Here is a 16,174-nt window from a genome sequence, read left to right as displayed (position 1 = left end):
GTATAGCGACCTGCGAGGGCAGGCTCACGTGGGGGAAACCGGGAGGGCGTGACATGTCGACGCCGTTCCGGGCAATAAGCGCATGGGTTGACGTGCCGCTATCCCCGGCCGGCCTCAGTGAACCTCAGCAAATCTCAGGCGGCTTCGGTGGATGCAGCAAACTTCAGGGGGACGCCGGAGATATCAAGCCGCTTTGACGCGAATGCGCACTCCATCGACCGACACCGTCTGACCGGCGCGGATCTTGCAGGTCTTGCGCGTCTCGCGCTGGCCGTCGACACTGACCGCGCCGCTGGCCACCATCACTTTGCCGGCGCCCCCCGAATCCACAAGGCCGGTGAGTTTGAGCAAGTCGTTCAGGGCGACGAATTCGCCTGTCAATTCAAAGGTTACGTTTTGCATGATGGAGCGGATACTACGTAAAAACCCGATGCGCGTCGACTGCCACCGTGCAGCGATCGCCCGCCGGCTGCCCGCTGACGGTTCCCGCTTTACGTGACCACCTGACATGACCGCTTAACGTGAGCACTTAACACGACCACTTAATACGACCAGGTATGGCGTTACTTATGGCAACCCCGTTGAGCGACCCCTTGCGTCGCCTTTATGACTCGATCACTTGTTCGATCCGGCGATCCGGAATCAGCCAGACGGCGGCGACCAGAGCGTACAACGCAAGCGAGAACGCCGGCACCACGAACGCCAGCCCGATGGCAAGCGCGTAGGCCACGACCGACAACTTGCCCTTGACGTCGCGTCCAACGGCGGTGGCGAGCTTCACATTCCCCCCGGTGCCATGCACGCCGAGCAGCGCGCGCGTGAGCAGGTAGTACGCCACTGCCGCCATGAACAGCACCATGCCGTAGAGCGCCGTCGGCCAGGCGGTGAAATGGTTGTCCCCGAGCCAGTGGGTGACGAACGGAATCAGCGACAGCCAGAACAGCAGGTGAAGATTGGCCCAGAGCACGCTGCCGGACACGCGCTGGACGACGTGGAAAAGATGATGGTGGTTGTTCCAGTACAGGCCGACGTAGATGTAGCTCAGGATGTAGGTGAGGAACGTCGGGGCGACTGGCAGGAGGTCGGCCAGTTCGCTGCCGTGCGGGGCTTTCATCTCCAGCACCATGATCGTGATGATGATGGCGATCACGCCGTCGCTGAAGGCTTCGAGTCGGCTTTTACCCATGGGGTTGGTTGTGGTTGTCGGTCACAGGTGGGAGTCACGCCACGGCCACGCGATTGCGGCCGGACTGCTTGGCGGTGTAAAGCGCGCGGTCGGCACGCTGCAGCAGGGTGCCGAATTCGGCGTCGTCGGGGGTGAGGCTGCCGATGCCGATGCTGGCGGAAAAGCGGATCGGCCCGGCGGGGACTTTGGGACCGCTGGGGCCGGGCACGCTGGCGCCGCCGATCGCGATGAGCAGGCGTTCGGCGGCCTGCATGGCGCGTTGTGCGTCGGCCTCGGGCAGCAGCACGGCGAATTCCTCGCCGCCCAGGCGACCGATCGCCGTGCCTTTGCGCAGCGTGGCGCGCATGATCTGCGTCAACTCCACGATGACGCGGTCGCCGACGGCATGACCCCAGGTGTCGTTGATCCGCTTGAAATGGTCGATATCGAGCATCAGCACGGACAAACGACGCTGCTGAGCGCGCGCTGCGGAAAACAGACGTTCGGCTTGCATCAGGAAGGCGCGGCGATTGAGCACGCCGGTCAGTCCGTCGCGCATGGCCATGTCACCCAGCACTTTGTTGACGCGACGCAGCTCGAGGGCGTCGACGACGAGCGCGGACAGATCCGCGAGCAGGGCACGCTTCTCGTCGTCGAGTGTGCGGGGACGGCGGTCCATCACGCACAGGGTGCCCAAGCGATGGCCTTCGGGCGTGCGCAGTGGCGCGCCGGCATAGAACCGGATGTTTGGATCGCCCATCACCAGTGGGTTATCGGCGAAGCGCAGGTCGTCGCGCGCGTCGGGCACGACGAGGACGTCGTCGTCGAGAATCGCATGGGCACAGAAGGCGATCGAGCGCGGGGTCTGCGTGGTTTCGATGCCCTGGCGCGCCTTGAACCACTGGCGGGACTCGTCGATCAGCGAGACCAGCGAGATCGGCGCGCCGACCACATAGGACGCAAGGCGCACGATGCGGTCGAACGCCGGCTCGGGCGGCGTATCGAGAATGTCATAACGGCGCAGCGCTGCGAGACGTTCGGCCTCGTCGAGGGGCACGCCAGAGGTCAGGCCCCGCCTCGACGGGGACGCGGGGGCATGCGATGCGTGGAAGTCGGCTCCGGAAGCTGTCATTTCGCGACGGGCGGTCGCCAAAGGCGACTCTCGATCGATGATATCTGGGACGGCGTCAATTCTGCCCCGCCCGTCGTCACTTGGCAAATGCGGGGGCGTTGCGCCGGTGGCCGGGGGCGCGCCGTTCGTGCGCCAGAGGGCGCGGGCGGCTTGCGCGACCTCATTCGCGACGTCCTGAGGGCTGTCGTGTGGGGTGTCGACATCGTGTGACGCAGGCGAGGAGTGGCTCATGATTTGACTTCGAACGCTTCGCCGGTTTCGAAGAAGTGGCCGCCGGCAATATAGTGAAGGCTGCGCGCCGCACCGGGCTCGACCTGCCAGTGCCCATTGTGCAACGCGCTTGGGTCGGCCCAGGCCGCCTCGCCCCGTTCACGCGTGAGCGTGTTGCGGTCGATGACGACGGCGACCTTGGGCGGCGAGAAATCCAGCGGCATCGACCAGGCGGCGGCCATAACGTTGCGGCGCGCGTCGTGCGCACCGCCCACGAGAACGGTCGGGCCGTGATTGAGCGGACGATAGGCTTTGGAGAGTTCGACGGGCAGGCGTTCGGTCATGGCGGGCACTCGGCAGGCGTAACTTGATGGCTGGCGTAATGGCTGGCGTGAAGGCAAGCGGCCCATGATAGCGCGGCATGGCGACATGCCGGAGGCCTTCGTGACGAAAGCGGGGAACCGAAAAAGGCGGCCCGCAGGGTGAGCTGCGGGCCGCATAAACGGCACGGTGCGGGGAACGCGTGCCGGATCAGATCTGCGCGCAGTATCGCACCCGTTCGTCCTAGTCCAGTCCCCATGCCTTGCGTGCGCGCTCGCCCTATACTGGCGCAACGCAACCGCACGAACACAACGCTTGCCGCCACGGGAGGATTTGGCATGAGCCGAGTGAAATTGCCCACCTCGGGGCAGGCCGATTGGCTGGCGCCCGACAGTGCCTACGGCGTTGACGCAACCGGTGCCACCGTTGGCAGCGACGTCACCGACGTCACCGACAGCGACACCGACGCAACCGACGTGAGCGACGTCCTCGGCAGCGACGACACCGATGCCGAGGACGTCGCTACCGCCGCCGATGCTCCGGTAAGTACCGCGACGGCTGGCCCGAACGTGTATGTCGGCACGGCGTCGTGGACGGACAAGTCGCTGATCGCCTGCAAGCGGTTTTATCCACCGGGGCATACGTCGGCCGAGGCGCGGCTTCGCTACTATGCGAGCCAGTTCCCGATGGTCGAGGTCGACAGCAGCTACTACGCCATGCCCTCGGCATCCAACGCGCAGCTTTGGGCCGAGCGCACGCCGCGCGCGTTCGTCTTCAACATCAAGGCATTCCGTTTGCTCACCGGGCACCAGACGCCCCGTATTGCGTTTCCCCGAGACCTGCAGACTGAGCTACCGCCGGGGCCGCGCGCGAACGTCTACTACAAGGACCTTCCCGATACGCTCAGAGACGAGATCTGGCGGCGCTATCTCGAGGCGCTCGCTCCGTTGCGGCAGGCGGGGAAGCTGGGATTGGTGCATTTTCAGTTTCCGCCCTGGCTGACGGGAGATCGCGCGAGCCGGGCGCACATCGAGGTATGTGCGCAGCGGATGCAGGGCTACGGCGTGGCGGCGGAGTTTCGGCACCGTGGCTGGTTCGACGGGGCGCACGGCGAGGCGACACTGGCGTGGCTGCGAGAGTTGGGCTGGGTCAACACGATCGTCGACGAGCCGCAGGGCTTCGCGAACAGCATTCCGATGGTCTGGGCGACGACCACGCCGCTCGCCGCCGTCGTTCGCCTGCATGGGCGCAATCAAGAAACGTGGAACGTGCGAGATAGCACCGCAGCGTCGGATCGCTTCAACTATGACTATCGCGACGCGGAACTGGCGGCGCTGGTCGATCCGATTCGCGTCATCGCCAAGGAGGTTGCCCGCGTGTATGTGGTGTTCAACAACAATTACGAGGATCAGGGGCAGCGCAACGCGAGGTCGTTGATGAGCATCCTCGGCGCTGATGCCGTCGTGCCGTGAGGTGGTATGTCGGTGATCGGCCATGAAGCGACACTCAGTCGGCAGCGATAGATGGCCGAAACTCGACAAGTCTCCGCCATCTAAGTTGGAGCGTCTCCGAGTGCCTGGCGATGCCGCTCAACTCGTCGTCAGGATGATTTTCCCCACATTCTCCGCCGATTCCATGCGTCTATGGGCGTCGGCAGCCCTCGCCAGAGGAAACGTACTGTCGACAACAGGTTCGAGGCGCCTGCCACCGGAGAAGCGGTTGAGCCAATGTTCACGGAAGCGCCCGACCATAGCGTGCTTTTCAGCCTGAGCGCGCGACTTCATGACCGTGCCGATAATCTGGATATGGTGGTACAGAATGGTCTCCAGGTCGACACTCACTTGCCCGCCCCCACCCAGAATCCCAACTTGCACAAGACGCCCTCCGTGCGCGAGCGAAGCTATATTGCGCGCAAAATATGGCTCGCCGACGAAATCAATCACAACATCGACGCCCCGCCCACCAGTCTTTTGCGCGACGAAGGCTGCAAAATCCTGTGTGCGGTAGTCTATGACATGGTCGGCGCCCAGTTGAACAACACGTTCGAGCTTCGATCCTTCGGCCGTCGCGAACACGGTGGCTCCGGTTGCATATGCGAGCTGTACCGCCGCGGAACCCACACCGCCTGCCGCCGCGTGAATGAGCACGGCGTCTCCTTGCTTGAGTCGGCCGAGATGCATCATCGCTTCATGTGCGGTGACGAACACTTCGGGGATAGCCGCCGCGTGCACGTAATCCAACTGCTCCGGAATGGGCATCGCCATACGCCAGTCGATGCGTGCGATTTCGGCATACGCGCCGCCGCCGACCACACCCATGACGCGGTCGCCCACCTTGTAGCCTTTGACCGAGGCGCCGACCTCCAGTACTTCGCCCGCGATTTCCAGGCCCATGATGGTCGAGTCGCCGAAGTTCGGCCGGCCGTATCCACCGCGGCGATGCGTGAGGTCAGCGCGGTTCACACCAGCCGCATGGACTCGCACGAGCAGGTCGTCGGGGCGCAGTTCCGGTTCAGAAACCTCGGCGAGTTTCAGAACATCGGCATCGCCGAATTCGTTGAAGGTGATGGCTTTCATGGTTGCATATCCTGTTATGGCTGTACATCGCCGAGCGTCGATTGCGCAGCGGCAGAAGCTGAGATGGCGGCCGGGAAACCCGCGTAGAACGCTAAGTGGGTAATGATTGCTGCCAGCTCCTCACGCGTGACGCCGTTGCTCAAGGCACGTCGCAGATGTGCGGGAAGTTCGTCTGGGTGGCCACCCACGATTAATGCGGCGACTGTCACAAGGCTGCGATCGCGCGGCGAAAGCGCCGGGTCGGCCCAGACCTGCGGGAACAGCACATCGTCGACGAGCGCTGCGAGCTTAGGTGTGAACGCGCGCGCGGCTTCACGCGGGCTGTCGAAATTGGCTTTTGACATGATTATTCGCTCCTCAGATTTGACTGATGAACTTGTTGGTAAGGTAGTACTCGATGCCTTCGGCACCACCTTCGGAGCCGATTCCACTTTCCTTAAGGCCACCGAAAGGAAGCTCGGTAGACACGATGCGGTACTGATTAATGCCAATCATCCCGGCTTCCAGCCCGTCGCCAACGTCGATGGCAGTGCGCGCGTTATTCGTGAACGCATAGGCCGATAGGCCATACGGCAGGCGGTTCGCTTCGGCGAGACCGTCTTCCAGTTGGCCGAATCGCATCAAGACCGCAATGGGACCGAACGGCTCCTCATGCATCACTCGGGCGTCCTGTGGTACGTCGGCGAGCACGGTCGGTTCGAAGAAGTAGCCCTCGCTCGCGATGCGCTTTCCGCCGATCAGCACCTTTGCGCCGCGCGCCACCGCATCGGCGACGAGCTCTTCCATCTTTGCAATCTGCCGCAGATTCGCGAGCGGGCCAACTTGCGTGCCGGGCTGCATGCCGTCGCCCACCTTGAGCCTCTGGGTAGCGGACACGAAGTGACCAACGAACTGCTCGTAGACCTCGCGTTGAATCAGGAAACGCGTTGACGAGATGCAGACCTGGCCTGTGCCCCGAAAGCGGTTAGCAGCGCCTTCGACAGCAGCACGTTCGACGTCGGCGTCCTTAAATACGAGCACGGGACCGTGGCCGCCAAGTTCAAGCGTAATAGGCTTCACGCCTTCGGCGGCCCGCGCAGCCAGCAGTCGTCCGATGGGAAGGGAGCCGGTGAACGTCACTTTGCGGATAATCGGCGACGCAATCAGCGTCTTCGACACCTCATCGGGCACGCCGAAGACCACCTGAAGCACGCCCTTGGGCAAACCTGCATCGTCGAGTGCGCGGGCAAGCGCGAGTGCCGTCGCAGGGCTTTCCTCGCCGGGTTTGATGATGACGCTGCAACCCGCAGCCAGTGCCGCCGAGAGCTTACGAGCCGGCGTGATGGCCGGGAAATTCCATGGGGTGAAGGCCGCCACCGGCCCGATGGCCTGCCGCTTCACCAGTTGCTGCACTCCAGGGCGATTCGACGGTACAACGCGACCGTCGATACGACGAGCTTCTTCCGCGAACCATTCGAAGTATTCGGCAGCACGCAGCACTTCATCAAGGCTCTCGGCGAGCGGCTTGCCCTCTTCAAGCGTCAGCAATTCCGCAATGTGAGCGCTGCGCTCGCGAATAAGGTTCGCGCCGCCTTTAAGAATACGTGCGCGCTCCGCCGGCGCAGTATTGCGCCACACGTCGAATGCGCGCTTTGCCGTCTGCAACGCCAAGTCGAGGTCGTTTGCAGTCGCAAGCGGCAAGCGTGCCAGTTCCTGCAATGTGGCAGGATTGATGACCGGGGCGGTATCGCGCTCGCCGGCTGCAACCCATTCGCCGTTGATAAATAGATAGAGTGAGTCGTAGTGAGTGTTCATTGTTTTCGCACTTAAGTAAGTAGTAATCGAATCGATGTGCACGCATGCCCTGCCAAATGGGTGGGGGCTAGCCAGCGCTGTCAAGCCTCTCGATGCTGACGGACGCCACCGCGGCGGCTCACAGTTCTCAGTGAGTGCCTGTCTGCGGAACCCAGTCTAGGTGAGAAGCACGGCTGGTTTTAGCCTGCGTGGAGAGAATGATTCTTCCCGTGAAAGAGAGAATCGGTGTGCGTGACTCGGTTACGCTTGCCGAAACGCAAGGCGGGGATCGCCTACGATGGACGGGTGCCCATGCCACATGGCATTTGAACCGCATGGCTTGGGGCCGATACGATGAATTCAGACGAATGGGACAGATGGGATGGACAAGCTATATAACATGTCGATTTTTGCTAGAGTCGTGGAGATGGGCAGTTTCACCGCCGTCGCGAACCATTTGGACACGACAGTGGGTAACATCTCGCGCGCGGTTTCGGTGCTTGAGGATTCGCTCGACACAAAGCTCATGCAACGCTCAACGCGCCGCCTTGTCGTCACCGATGCTGGACGGCGGTTCTACGACCGGTGCGTGGCCATCTTGGCCGATGTGGAGCATGCAGAGGCCGAGGCACGTGACGCTTTGCTCGAGCCTCGCGGCGCGTTGCGCGTTCACTCGGTTCCTGGACTCGGGCGCAATCTAGTGACACGGGCCGTCCTCGCGTACCGCAAGTCATATCCGGAGGTGTCGGTCGAGCTCTTACTGTCGCAACGCATGCCGAATCTGCTCGAAGAGCAACTCGACGTCGGGATCGTGATTGCGCGAACGCTGCCCGATTCCGCATATGTGAGCCAGAACATCGGCACCAGCCATTGCATCCTCGCAGCGTCACCCGCTTATCTCGCGACACATCGCGCGCCGGCGTGCCCAGACGACCTTGTCGACCATCAATGCGTGTTGCTCGGGACAGTCGATTACGCGCCCGACGAATGGCGTCTACAGAGCCCCGCCGGCGATTCGATCTTCCGCCCCACCGGCCCTCACTTCAGCGTCAACGATATGGATTCGATGTCGCATGCCCTTCGGGACGGGGCTGGGATCGGCCTCCTGGCGGCATTCTCAGCTATCGATGACCTGCGCAGCGGCGCGCTCGTTCGCGTACTGCCGCAGTACCACACGCATGTCCGCAACGTGTACGCTGTCTACCCATCTCGTCAGTTCGTCGATGCAAAAATCAAGCGGTTCGTCGAGTCGTTGAAGACGCACGTCGCCGAGCCTCTTGAAGGCTACGCGAAGGAACTTGAAATTGCGCCGGCGCTGCGAACTGGACCTGAGGTCGTCCGCGCTTAACCAGGGAGACTGCTCCCGAGGCGGGTATTCGTGAGAGTGCGCCATGCAACATTTGCTCGCCTAGGCAAACACCCAAACTCCCGGAACTCTTGGAAATCGGCAACACTCCCGCTGCTCACACATCTCTAGTGTGTTGCATCCACCGGTCGAATCCACAGTCGCTCACGGTCCTTCGTGGCCGTGGGTATGGCGTTCCAACGCAAGCGCCGATAGACGGCGTTGGTGTGCCGGCGGCGGCGCGACTTGCCCTAGAATGGGCCACCACCGTCAACCATGAGGCGCCATTGCAATGAGCAAGTACCTGATCAAAAGCGAAGACATTGCCGGGATGGACGGCATCGCGAAAACGCATTTCCGGAACCCGCACGCAAAACGGACCAACAAATCGCTGGGCGACGCCACTGGACTCACCGGGTTCGGATTTCACATCATTGAAGTTGAGCCGGGGCATGAGACGACGGAGTATCACGTCCATCATCACGAAGATGAGTGCGTTTTTGTGTTGAGCGGAACGGCGACTGCTGTGATCGGGGACGAGGAATTCATTATCGGCCCGGGGGATTTCATCGGTTACCGGAAGGGCGGCTTGGCGCATTCGATCCGCAATACCGGTGCCGAGGTCTTGCGATGTATTGTCGTCGGAGAGCGGCTCCCGCACGATGTTTGTGACTACCCGCGTCAAAACAAGCGGCTGTTCCGCAATCCCGGCATCGGGATGCCTTCGAATCTCGTGGATATTTCAGCGATTGAGGTGCTTGGCAGTCACGTCGGCAAGAAATGACGCCACCCCTGGTCTCCACGCGTTGGGAGAACACGCCGGGCAAGCGCCCCCACCGCTGGCGCTGGGCGATATCTGGACAAATCAAATCGGACAAATCGATCGACGCGACCGACGTCGCGTCATCGATCGCGCGCTTGCGATATTCAACCTCGCGATGGATCGCAAGCGCCGCGCACGCGTCCCGACACGCGCACTACACGAAACTCTGCAACGCCTTGGCGAACCTGGCCACCGCGCCGTCGACGTCGTGCAGTTTGTCCAGGCCGAATAATCCGATGCGGAAGGTCTTGAAATCGTCGGGCTCGTCGCATCGAAGCGGCACGCCGGGGGCGATCTGCACGCCGGCGTCGGCAAATTTCTTGCCGGATCGAATGCCGTCGTCGTCCGTATAGCTGACCACGACCCCCGGTGCCTCGAAGCCTTCCGCCGCCACGCTCTTGAAGCCCTGCGCCGTCAGGAGCGAGCGAATGCGCGCGCCGAGTTCAAGCTGCTCCGCTTTCACTTTGTCGAAACCGTAGGCCTCGGTTTCCTTCATCACGTCGCGCAGCGTCGCGAGACTGTCCGTGGGCATCGTGGCGTGATAGGCGAATCCACCGTTCTCGTAAGCCTCCATGATCTGCAGCCATTGCCGCAGATCGCAAGCGAAACTCGTGCTCGTGGTGGTGTCGATCCGTTCGCGGGCGAGCGGGCTGAGCATGACCATGGCGCAGCACGGTGGGGCGCTCCAGCCCTTTTGCGGAGCGCTGATCAGCACATCGACGCCACACGCCTGCATGTCGACCCAGACCGTGCCGGACGCGATGCAATCGAGCACGAGCATGCCGCCAACGGCATGCACCGCGTCGGCCACCGCGCGCAAATAGGCGTCAGGCAGCATCATGCCGGAGGCGGTCTCGACATGCGGTGCGAAGACCAGATCCGGCTTGTGTTCGCGGATCGCCGCCACCACCTCGTCGATCGGGGCCGGCGCAAAGGCCGCTTGCCTTCCCGGCTCGACGGGGCGCGCCTTCATGACCGTCGCCTCGGACGGAATGCCGCCGGCGTCGAAAATCTGCGACCAGCGGAAGCTGAACCATCCATTGCGAATGACCAGGCACTTCTTGTTCGTCGCGAACTGCCGCGCCACGGCTTCCATGCCGAACGTCCCGCTTCCCGGGACGATGATCGCCGACTTCGCGTTGTAGACTTTTTTCAGCGTATCGGAAATATCGCGCATGACGCCCTGAAAGCGTCGCGACATGTGATTGATGGATCGGTCGGTGTACACGACCGAATATTCGAGGAGTCCCTCGCGGTCGACATCGGGAAGTAGTCCTGGCACGTCCGCCTCCGACAATAGACGAGTATGAAAATCAAAAACAGGGGCTGATGAAAGCCACCTGCGCATGAAGGGAGAAGCAGGGAGAAGCCGATGGGTAGGGTCTCAGCCGTATCAAATCACAAATGCGCCTCACCCGGGGAACCGTTTCGTTCATTATCGTCGCACGTGAGCGCTTGCACCACCCACTTGCACCGTCCGCCAGCGCCGGACGCGATGAAGTACCATTTCCCGTAATTCGACGGCGGTAGGCCGGACGCTGACCGGACCGACCCATGCCGCTCCCCCTGGCGCTGGACTGGAGACAAGCCCATGACGACTGACCGCCGCATCACGTTCTATCACGCGCCCAACACGCGTTCTTCCGGCGTATTGGTGCTGCTCGACGAACTGCAGGCCGAGCACGATCTTCACCTGCTGCGTTTCGCCACTGGCGAGCAGCGCGGCTCGGACTATCTGGACGTCAATCCGATGGGCAAGGTGCCGGCCATCCGCCACGGCGATGCGGTTGTCACCGAGCAGGCGGCGGTCTACATGTATCTTGCCGAGCTGTATCCGGAGAAGGGGCTCGCGCCGATGCCGGGTGACCCACGTCGTGGCGCCTATCTGCGCTGGATGGTGTTCTACGGCTCGTGCGTCGAACCGGCCGTGGTCGACAAGTCGTTGGGGCGCGACGGCGCCGAGCGCTCGCGCTCGCCCTATGGCGACTACGATACCGTCATGTGGACGCTGGAGCGGCACCTGGCGCAGCATGCCGGTCCATGGTGGCTCGGCGAGTCGTTCACGGCGGCCGATGCCTTGTGGGGTAACGCCATGCATTTCCTCACCCAGTTCAAGCTCGTACCGTCGACCCCGGCCGTGACGGCCTACGTGGAACGCTTTCGTGCCCGCGACTCGTTCGTGCGGGCCCAGCAGCGCGACGTGGCGCTGGCGAAGCAACTCGCCGCGTAGCGGTCGGCCGATCGGGCGGCGCGGCCGGTCACGCCCTCACGTCATCAATCAGGCAACACGTCGATGCGCGGCTCGCAGTCGATGGGGAAGCTAACCGAGTTGGCGATGTAGCAACTGGCATGCGCCTGATGATGCAGCTCGGCGGCCAGCGTGGCGTCGCTGCCCGCCCGGATCGTCACGTGCGGACGCAGCACGATGCGTGCGAAGCGGCCTGCTCGCGCGGTGTCGATCATCGTGCCGAGGGCGTGGTCGGTGTACCGCTCGACGATCACCCCTGCTTCTGCGCACAGATGCAGATACCAAAGCTTGTGGCAGGCGCTCGCGGACGCCACCAGCAGGTCTTCGGGATTCCAGCGCGCGGCGTCGCCACGAAAGGCCGGGTCGGAGGAGCCGGGGATCGTCGGCTTGCCGTCGGCGCGAATATCGTGATTGCGTCCGTACTCGCGATAGCCCGACGTGCCGCTGCCCTGATTGCCGGTCCACTCGACGTCGACCTGGTAATGATGTTCGCCTGATGCCATGCATTTTCTCCCTGGTGGGCCGGCGTGAATTACGCCAGCGGTTCTGTCGTCAGTGCGCGTGTGAGGCCATGCATCGGGCGGCGCATGGCGACGTCGAACGGATTGGTCTGCGGGCCGATCAGCTCGGCCTGACGCCGCAGCAATTCCACCACCATCGGCAGCCGATCCTGCGACAGCCGTGCGGCCAGGGTGCCCACGCTCAACGCGGCCACCGCGTGCCCGGTGCGATCGAACACCGGCACGGCCACCCCGGCCATGCCGTCGAGCACGCCGCTGTTGCTGCCCGCGTAGCCCAATTGACGCACGCGCTCGATCTCGGTGCGCAGATAAACCTCGTCGAGCACCCCATACCCGCGCAGACGTGGCACGTTAAAGCGGATGATCTCCTCGCGCTCGGCTTCCGGCAGGAAGGCGAGAATCGCCAGGCTCCCCTGACCGACGCCCAGCGCTACGCGCCCACCGATGTCGCCGGTAAACGACCGGATCGGGAAGGGCCCTTCGCACATGTCGAGGCACACAGCGTCGAAACTGCTGCGCACCAGCAGGAAGATGGTGTCGCCAAGGCTCGCACAAAGCCGCAGCAGCGACGGACGGCACAGCGTGCGCATGCCGCTCGGGTTGCCGGCCTGCGCGGCCATCGCGAAGAAGTCGATGCTCAGTCGGTAGAGCTTGGACGTCTCGTCCTGTTCCACCACCTGCTCGGCGATGAGCGCGTGCAGAATCCGGTGCACCGTCGCCTGGCTGAGGCCGACCGCCTTTGCGATATGGGTCACGCGCTCGCCCTCGGGCTTGGCGTCGCCCAGCGCGCGAATGACGGCAAAGGTTCGTTGCAGAATGCCCGCGCCAGCGGTTTCGGGGGGCGGCGCTGTCGTTGGCGTCGTTGGCGTCGTTGATGTCGTTGATGTCGGCGAGGCCGACGTGCGGGGTGAATCGATGGTATTCATCGGTGCCTCAAATATTCCGTCAAACGGAATATTAGCGTAAGCCGTTGTGACTTGAAAACTGGCGTGATCCGTCGAAATTCGAAAAAACTACCAATATCAACGGTGTGTTAGGGATTATCCCGAGTCGGCAACGCGAAACGAATTCGTCCGTCAGTCCGTTGAATATTCCGTCAAATAAAATAATCTGAATATTTATATCATTTCACGGAATCGTTGTCTTGCGGCAAGCAATTTGGCTCGCTACTGTTCGAGGCAATTGCATTTCTTGCGGCGCGTAAGTGCCCGAAGGTCGTAACCATGTCTTTTCTGACTTTGACGGATGTTTCCAAGACGTTTGGCGAGCTGAACGCCGTCTCGAACGTCAACCTCTCGGTGGAGAAGGGCGAGTTCGTCTCGCTGCTCGGCCCCTCGGGCTGCGGCAAGACCACCACGTTGCAGATGATCGCGGGCTTTGTCGAGACGACGACCGGCCGGATTACGCTCGACGGGCGCGACATCACGCACATGCGCCCGAACAAGCGCGGCCTGGGCATCGTGTTCCAGAGCTATGCGCTGTTCCCGCACATGACGGTGGCCGATAACGTCGGCTTCGGCCTGGAGATGCGCGGCATCGACAAGGCCGAGCGTCAGGCACGCGTTCGCGAGGCGCTGGCCCTCGTGCGCCTCGATGCACTCGGTCATCGCTTCCCGCGTGAACTCTCCGGCGGTCAGCGTCAGCGTGTGGCAATCGCGCGCGCGGTCGTGATCGCCCCGCCCGTGCTCCTGCTCGACGAGCCGATGTCCAATCTGGACGCCAAGCTGCGCGAAGACATGCAGTTCGAGCTGCGCGCCATTCAGCGCAAGATCGGCACGACCACGATCATGGTCACGCACGATCAGTCCGAGGCGCTGTCGATCAGCGACCGCGTCGTGGTGATGGAGGCCGGACGCATCACCCAGGTCGATACGCCGTATCGCGCCTACGAGCGTCCGCAAACGCCGTTCGTCTCACAATTCATCGGCAAGGCCAACATGCTTGCCGGCCGCGTGGCGGCGCGCGACGACGAGCACCTGCACGTCGAACTGAGTCCGCAACTGACCCAGCGCGCGCGGCTGTCCGACCTCTCGCCGCGCGAGCGCGGCATGGCCGTCGGCGATGCGATCACGCTGTGCCTGCGCCCCGAAAAGGTTCGTCTGTGCGCACCGGCCGACGGCCGGATGTCGGCCACGGTGACGAGCCGCTTCTTCCTTGGCAGCCAATGGCTGTATCGCGTGGACAGCCCGCTGGGCGAAGTGCTCGTCTGTTGCCAGAACGAGGGCGGCGAGCCGCTCACCGAGGGCGCGCCGGTCGGTCTCGACTGGCAGGCCGAGGCTGTGCGCTTCATTACCCCGAACGCGGGAGAGCACGCCCATGGCTGAGACGCTGCAAGCGGCCCGCCCCGAGACGGCGCCCGCGACGCGTGCCCCCTGGCATGCGTATCTGCCGATGTGGTTGATGAGCGCCCCGGCCATGCTGTTGTTCGTGGCGTTGGTGCTCATTCCGCTGCTCATGACGCTTGCGCTCACGTTCTACCAGTTCGATCCGTCGAGCGGCCCGATCGCGGCGTTCCAGTTCGGTAACTACGCCGAGGTACTGTTCGACTCGTACTTCCATACGATCTTCCTGCGCACGTTCGGCATCTCGCTCACCGTCACGGCGGTGTGCGCCGTGGTGGGCACGTTCGAAGCCTATGTGCTCTCGCGCATGGGGGATCCGTGGCGCTCGCTCTTCTTGCTGGTGATCCTCTCGCCGCTGCTCGTGTCGATCGTGGTGCGGGCGTTCGGCTGGAGCATGCTGCTTGGCTCGGGCGGCGTGATCAATCAGACGTTCGCCGGGCTCGGCATGGGCCCGTTCAAGCTGGAATACACCAACTTCGCGATCGTCATTGCGCTCGTGCACGTGATGCTGCCGTTCATGGTGATTCCGGTGTGGACGTCGCTCCAGCGGCTCGATCCGCAGACGGAGAACGCCGCGCTGTCGCTGATGGCGTCGCCGGCCACGACGCTGCGCCGCATTGTGTTGCCGCAACTGGTGCCGGGCATTCTGTCGGGCAGCCTGATGGTGTTCGGCCTGTCGGCGAGCGCGTTCGCGATTCCGAGTCTGCTGGGCGGACGCCGCCTCAAGGTCGCCGCCACCGCCGTGTACGACCAGTTCCTGAGTTCGCTGAACTGGCCGCTGGGCGCGACGATCGCCGTGTTGCTGCTCGCGGCGAACCTGATCGTGATGCTGACGTACTACCGCCTGCTCGATCGCCGCTATTCGCGCAGCATGGGCTAAGGCCAGGACGCGTCTCCCGCAGAACAGAACCCACTCGCCATCATGCGTAAAAACAGCCCCCTGGCGCTCGCGTTCCATACGCTCGTCATCCTCTTCGTCCTCGCGCCGATGATCATCGTCGTGCTGGTCGCCTTCACGCCCGAGCAAACGCTCTCGCTGCCCACGCGCGGCGTGTCGCTGCGCTGGTTCCGCGCGATTCTCGACTACCCCGACTTCATCGCGTCGTTCTTCACGAGCCTGAAGCTGGCATTCCTGTCGGCGACGCTCTCGCTCGCGATCGCCTTGCCCGCCGCCCTGGCCATCGGCCGCACGCGCTTTCCGGGGCGCAACTTCCTCAACGGTCTGCTGCTCTCGCCGCTGGTGATCCCAGGCCTCGTGCTCGGCATTGCGCTGCTGCGCTTTTTCGCCATGCTCGGGGTGAGCGGGTCGTTCGCGGCGCTCACGTTCGCGCACATGATCGTTGTGACGCCGTTCATCATGCGCCTCGTGCTGGCGTCGATCAGCGGACTCGACCGCAGTGTCGAGCATGCGGCGGCGTCGCTCGGCGCGGGCGCATGGACGACCTTCCGCCGCGTGACCATGCCGATGATCCTGCCGGGCATTACCGGTGGCTGGCTGCTCGCGTTCATCAACAGTTTCGACGAACTGACGATGTCGGTCTTCATCACGTCGCCACAGACAGTCACGCTGCCCGTGCGCATGTACATGTACGCGACCGAGTCGATCGACCCGATGATGGCGTCCGTCTCGGCGCTGGTCATTGCCGTGACGCTCGGCGCGATGCTGCTGCTTGACCGTGTCTACGGCCTGAACCGCATCCTGATCGGCCAGCATTGAA

General features: G+C 63.2%; 17 protein-coding genes. 7 read left to right on the top strand and 10 right to left on the bottom strand.

Features of this window, described 5'->3' with window-relative positions; all coding sequences use genetic code 11:
• Positions 1-183: 183 nt before the first annotated feature.
• From PEP31012_RS09740 to PEP31012_RS09725, 4 genes are all read right to left on the bottom strand, one after another.
• Positions 184-402, bottom strand: a complete 219-nt coding sequence (locus PEP31012_RS09740; RefSeq protein WP_150589316.1) for an RNA-binding S4 domain-containing protein — start codon at positions 400-402, stop codon at positions 184-186.
• Positions 403-604: 202 nt separating this feature from the next.
• On the bottom strand, positions 605-1,186 hold the full coding sequence (locus tag PEP31012_RS09735; protein ID WP_150589146.1) for a TMEM175 family protein: 582 nt from the start codon (positions 1,184-1,186) through the stop codon (positions 605-607).
• 34 nt (positions 1,187-1,220) lie between these two features.
• On the bottom strand, positions 1,221-2,222 hold the full coding sequence (locus tag PEP31012_RS09730; protein ID WP_217427125.1) for a GGDEF domain-containing protein: 1,002 nt from the start codon (positions 2,220-2,222) through the stop codon (positions 1,221-1,223).
• Between the two features lie 302 nt (positions 2,223-2,524).
• Entirely contained in the window at positions 2,525-2,851 is a 327-nt protein-coding gene (locus tag PEP31012_RS09725) for a hypothetical protein (protein ID WP_150589144.1), read from the bottom strand.
• Positions 2,852-3,166: 315 nt separating this feature from the next.
• Here PEP31012_RS09725 and PEP31012_RS09720 point away from each other — a divergent pair, with 315 nt between their 5' ends.
• Positions 3,167-4,300 carry a DUF72 domain-containing protein gene (locus tag PEP31012_RS09720; protein WP_246171219.1) on the top strand — a complete coding sequence of 378 codons (1,134 nt, stop codon included), beginning with the start codon at positions 3,167-3,169 and terminating at the stop codon, positions 4,298-4,300.
• Positions 4,301-4,417: 117 nt separating this feature from the next.
• Here PEP31012_RS09720 and PEP31012_RS09715 read toward each other — a convergent pair whose 3' ends face one another.
• Genes PEP31012_RS09715 through PEP31012_RS09705 form a run of 3 tightly spaced genes read right to left on the bottom strand, consistent with a single transcriptional unit; the run spans position 4,418 to position 7,198 of the window.
• Positions 4,418-5,404: an NAD(P)H-quinone oxidoreductase gene (locus PEP31012_RS09715; RefSeq protein WP_150589143.1), complete on the bottom strand. Its 987-nt coding sequence runs from the start codon at positions 5,402-5,404 to the stop codon at positions 4,418-4,420.
• A 14-nt stretch (positions 5,405-5,418) separates the two neighbouring features.
• A complete protein-coding gene (locus PEP31012_RS09710; protein WP_150589142.1) occupies positions 5,419-5,748 on the bottom strand; it encodes a carboxymuconolactone decarboxylase family protein in 330 nt (109 codons plus the stop codon).
• Positions 5,749-5,761: 13 nt separating this feature from the next.
• A complete protein-coding gene (locus PEP31012_RS09705; RefSeq protein ID WP_150589141.1) occupies positions 5,762-7,198 on the bottom strand; it encodes an NAD-dependent succinate-semialdehyde dehydrogenase in 1,437 nt (478 codons plus the stop codon).
• A 361-nt stretch (positions 7,199-7,559) separates the two neighbouring features.
• On the opposite strand from PEP31012_RS09705, the gene PEP31012_RS09700 reads away from it, so the two are divergent.
• Positions 7,560-8,525, top strand: coding sequence for a LysR family transcriptional regulator (locus PEP31012_RS09700; RefSeq protein WP_150589140.1), 966 nt, complete (start codon positions 7,560-7,562; stop codon positions 8,523-8,525).
• A gap of 289 nt (positions 8,526-8,814) precedes the next feature.
• Positions 8,815-9,306, top strand: coding sequence for a cupin domain-containing protein (locus PEP31012_RS09695; protein ID WP_150589139.1), 492 nt, complete (start codon positions 8,815-8,817; stop codon positions 9,304-9,306).
• A gap of 193 nt (positions 9,307-9,499) precedes the next feature.
• Here PEP31012_RS09695 and PEP31012_RS09690 read toward each other — a convergent pair whose 3' ends face one another.
• The gene (locus PEP31012_RS09690) at positions 9,500-10,627 is read right to left on the bottom strand and encodes an aminotransferase class V-fold PLP-dependent enzyme (protein WP_150589138.1); all 1,128 of its coding nucleotides are present in this window, start codon (positions 10,625-10,627) and stop codon (positions 9,500-9,502) included.
• A gap of 309 nt (positions 10,628-10,936) precedes the next feature.
• Here PEP31012_RS09690 and PEP31012_RS09685 point away from each other — a divergent pair, with 309 nt between their 5' ends.
• The gene (locus PEP31012_RS09685; RefSeq protein WP_150589137.1) at positions 10,937-11,575 is read left to right on the top strand and encodes a glutathione S-transferase family protein; all 639 of its coding nucleotides are present in this window, start codon (positions 10,937-10,939) and stop codon (positions 11,573-11,575) included.
• Between the two features lie 44 nt (positions 11,576-11,619).
• On the opposite strand, the gene PEP31012_RS09680 is transcribed toward PEP31012_RS09685, so the two are convergent.
• Both PEP31012_RS09680 and PEP31012_RS09675 read right to left on the bottom strand, forming a co-directional pair.
• Positions 11,620-12,096, bottom strand: coding sequence for an OsmC family protein (locus PEP31012_RS09680; protein ID WP_150589136.1), 477 nt, complete (start codon positions 12,094-12,096; stop codon positions 11,620-11,622).
• Between the two features lie 29 nt (positions 12,097-12,125).
• Positions 12,126-13,040 carry an IclR family transcriptional regulator gene (locus tag PEP31012_RS09675; protein ID WP_246171218.1) on the bottom strand — a complete coding sequence of 305 codons (915 nt, stop codon included), beginning with the start codon at positions 13,038-13,040 and terminating at the stop codon, positions 12,126-12,128.
• 297 nt (positions 13,041-13,337) lie between these two features.
• Between PEP31012_RS09675 and PEP31012_RS09670 the strand changes: the two genes are divergently transcribed.
• Genes PEP31012_RS09670 through PEP31012_RS09660 form a run of 3 tightly spaced genes read left to right on the top strand, consistent with a single transcriptional unit; the run spans position 13,338 to position 16,173 of the window.
• Complete coding sequence (locus PEP31012_RS09670) at positions 13,338-14,438, top strand: ABC transporter ATP-binding protein (protein ID WP_150589135.1); 1,101 nt, start codon at positions 13,338-13,340, stop codon at positions 14,436-14,438.
• The gene (locus PEP31012_RS09665; protein WP_150589134.1) at positions 14,431-15,336 is read left to right on the top strand and encodes an ABC transporter permease; all 906 of its coding nucleotides are present in this window, start codon (positions 14,431-14,433) and stop codon (positions 15,334-15,336) included. The genes PEP31012_RS09670 and PEP31012_RS09665 overlap by 8 nt, the downstream gene beginning before the upstream one ends.
• A 42-nt stretch (positions 15,337-15,378) precedes the next feature.
• Positions 15,379-16,173, top strand: a complete 795-nt coding sequence (locus PEP31012_RS09660; protein ID WP_150589133.1) for an ABC transporter permease — start codon at positions 15,379-15,381, stop codon at positions 16,171-16,173.
• Position 16,174: the final 1 nt, after the last annotated feature.

The organism is Pandoraea eparura, assembly GCF_902459725.1.
Taxonomy (GTDB): Bacteria; Pseudomonadota; Gammaproteobacteria; order Burkholderiales; family Burkholderiaceae; genus Pandoraea; species Pandoraea eparura.
This window is presented reverse-complemented; position numbering and strand designations above follow the sequence as displayed.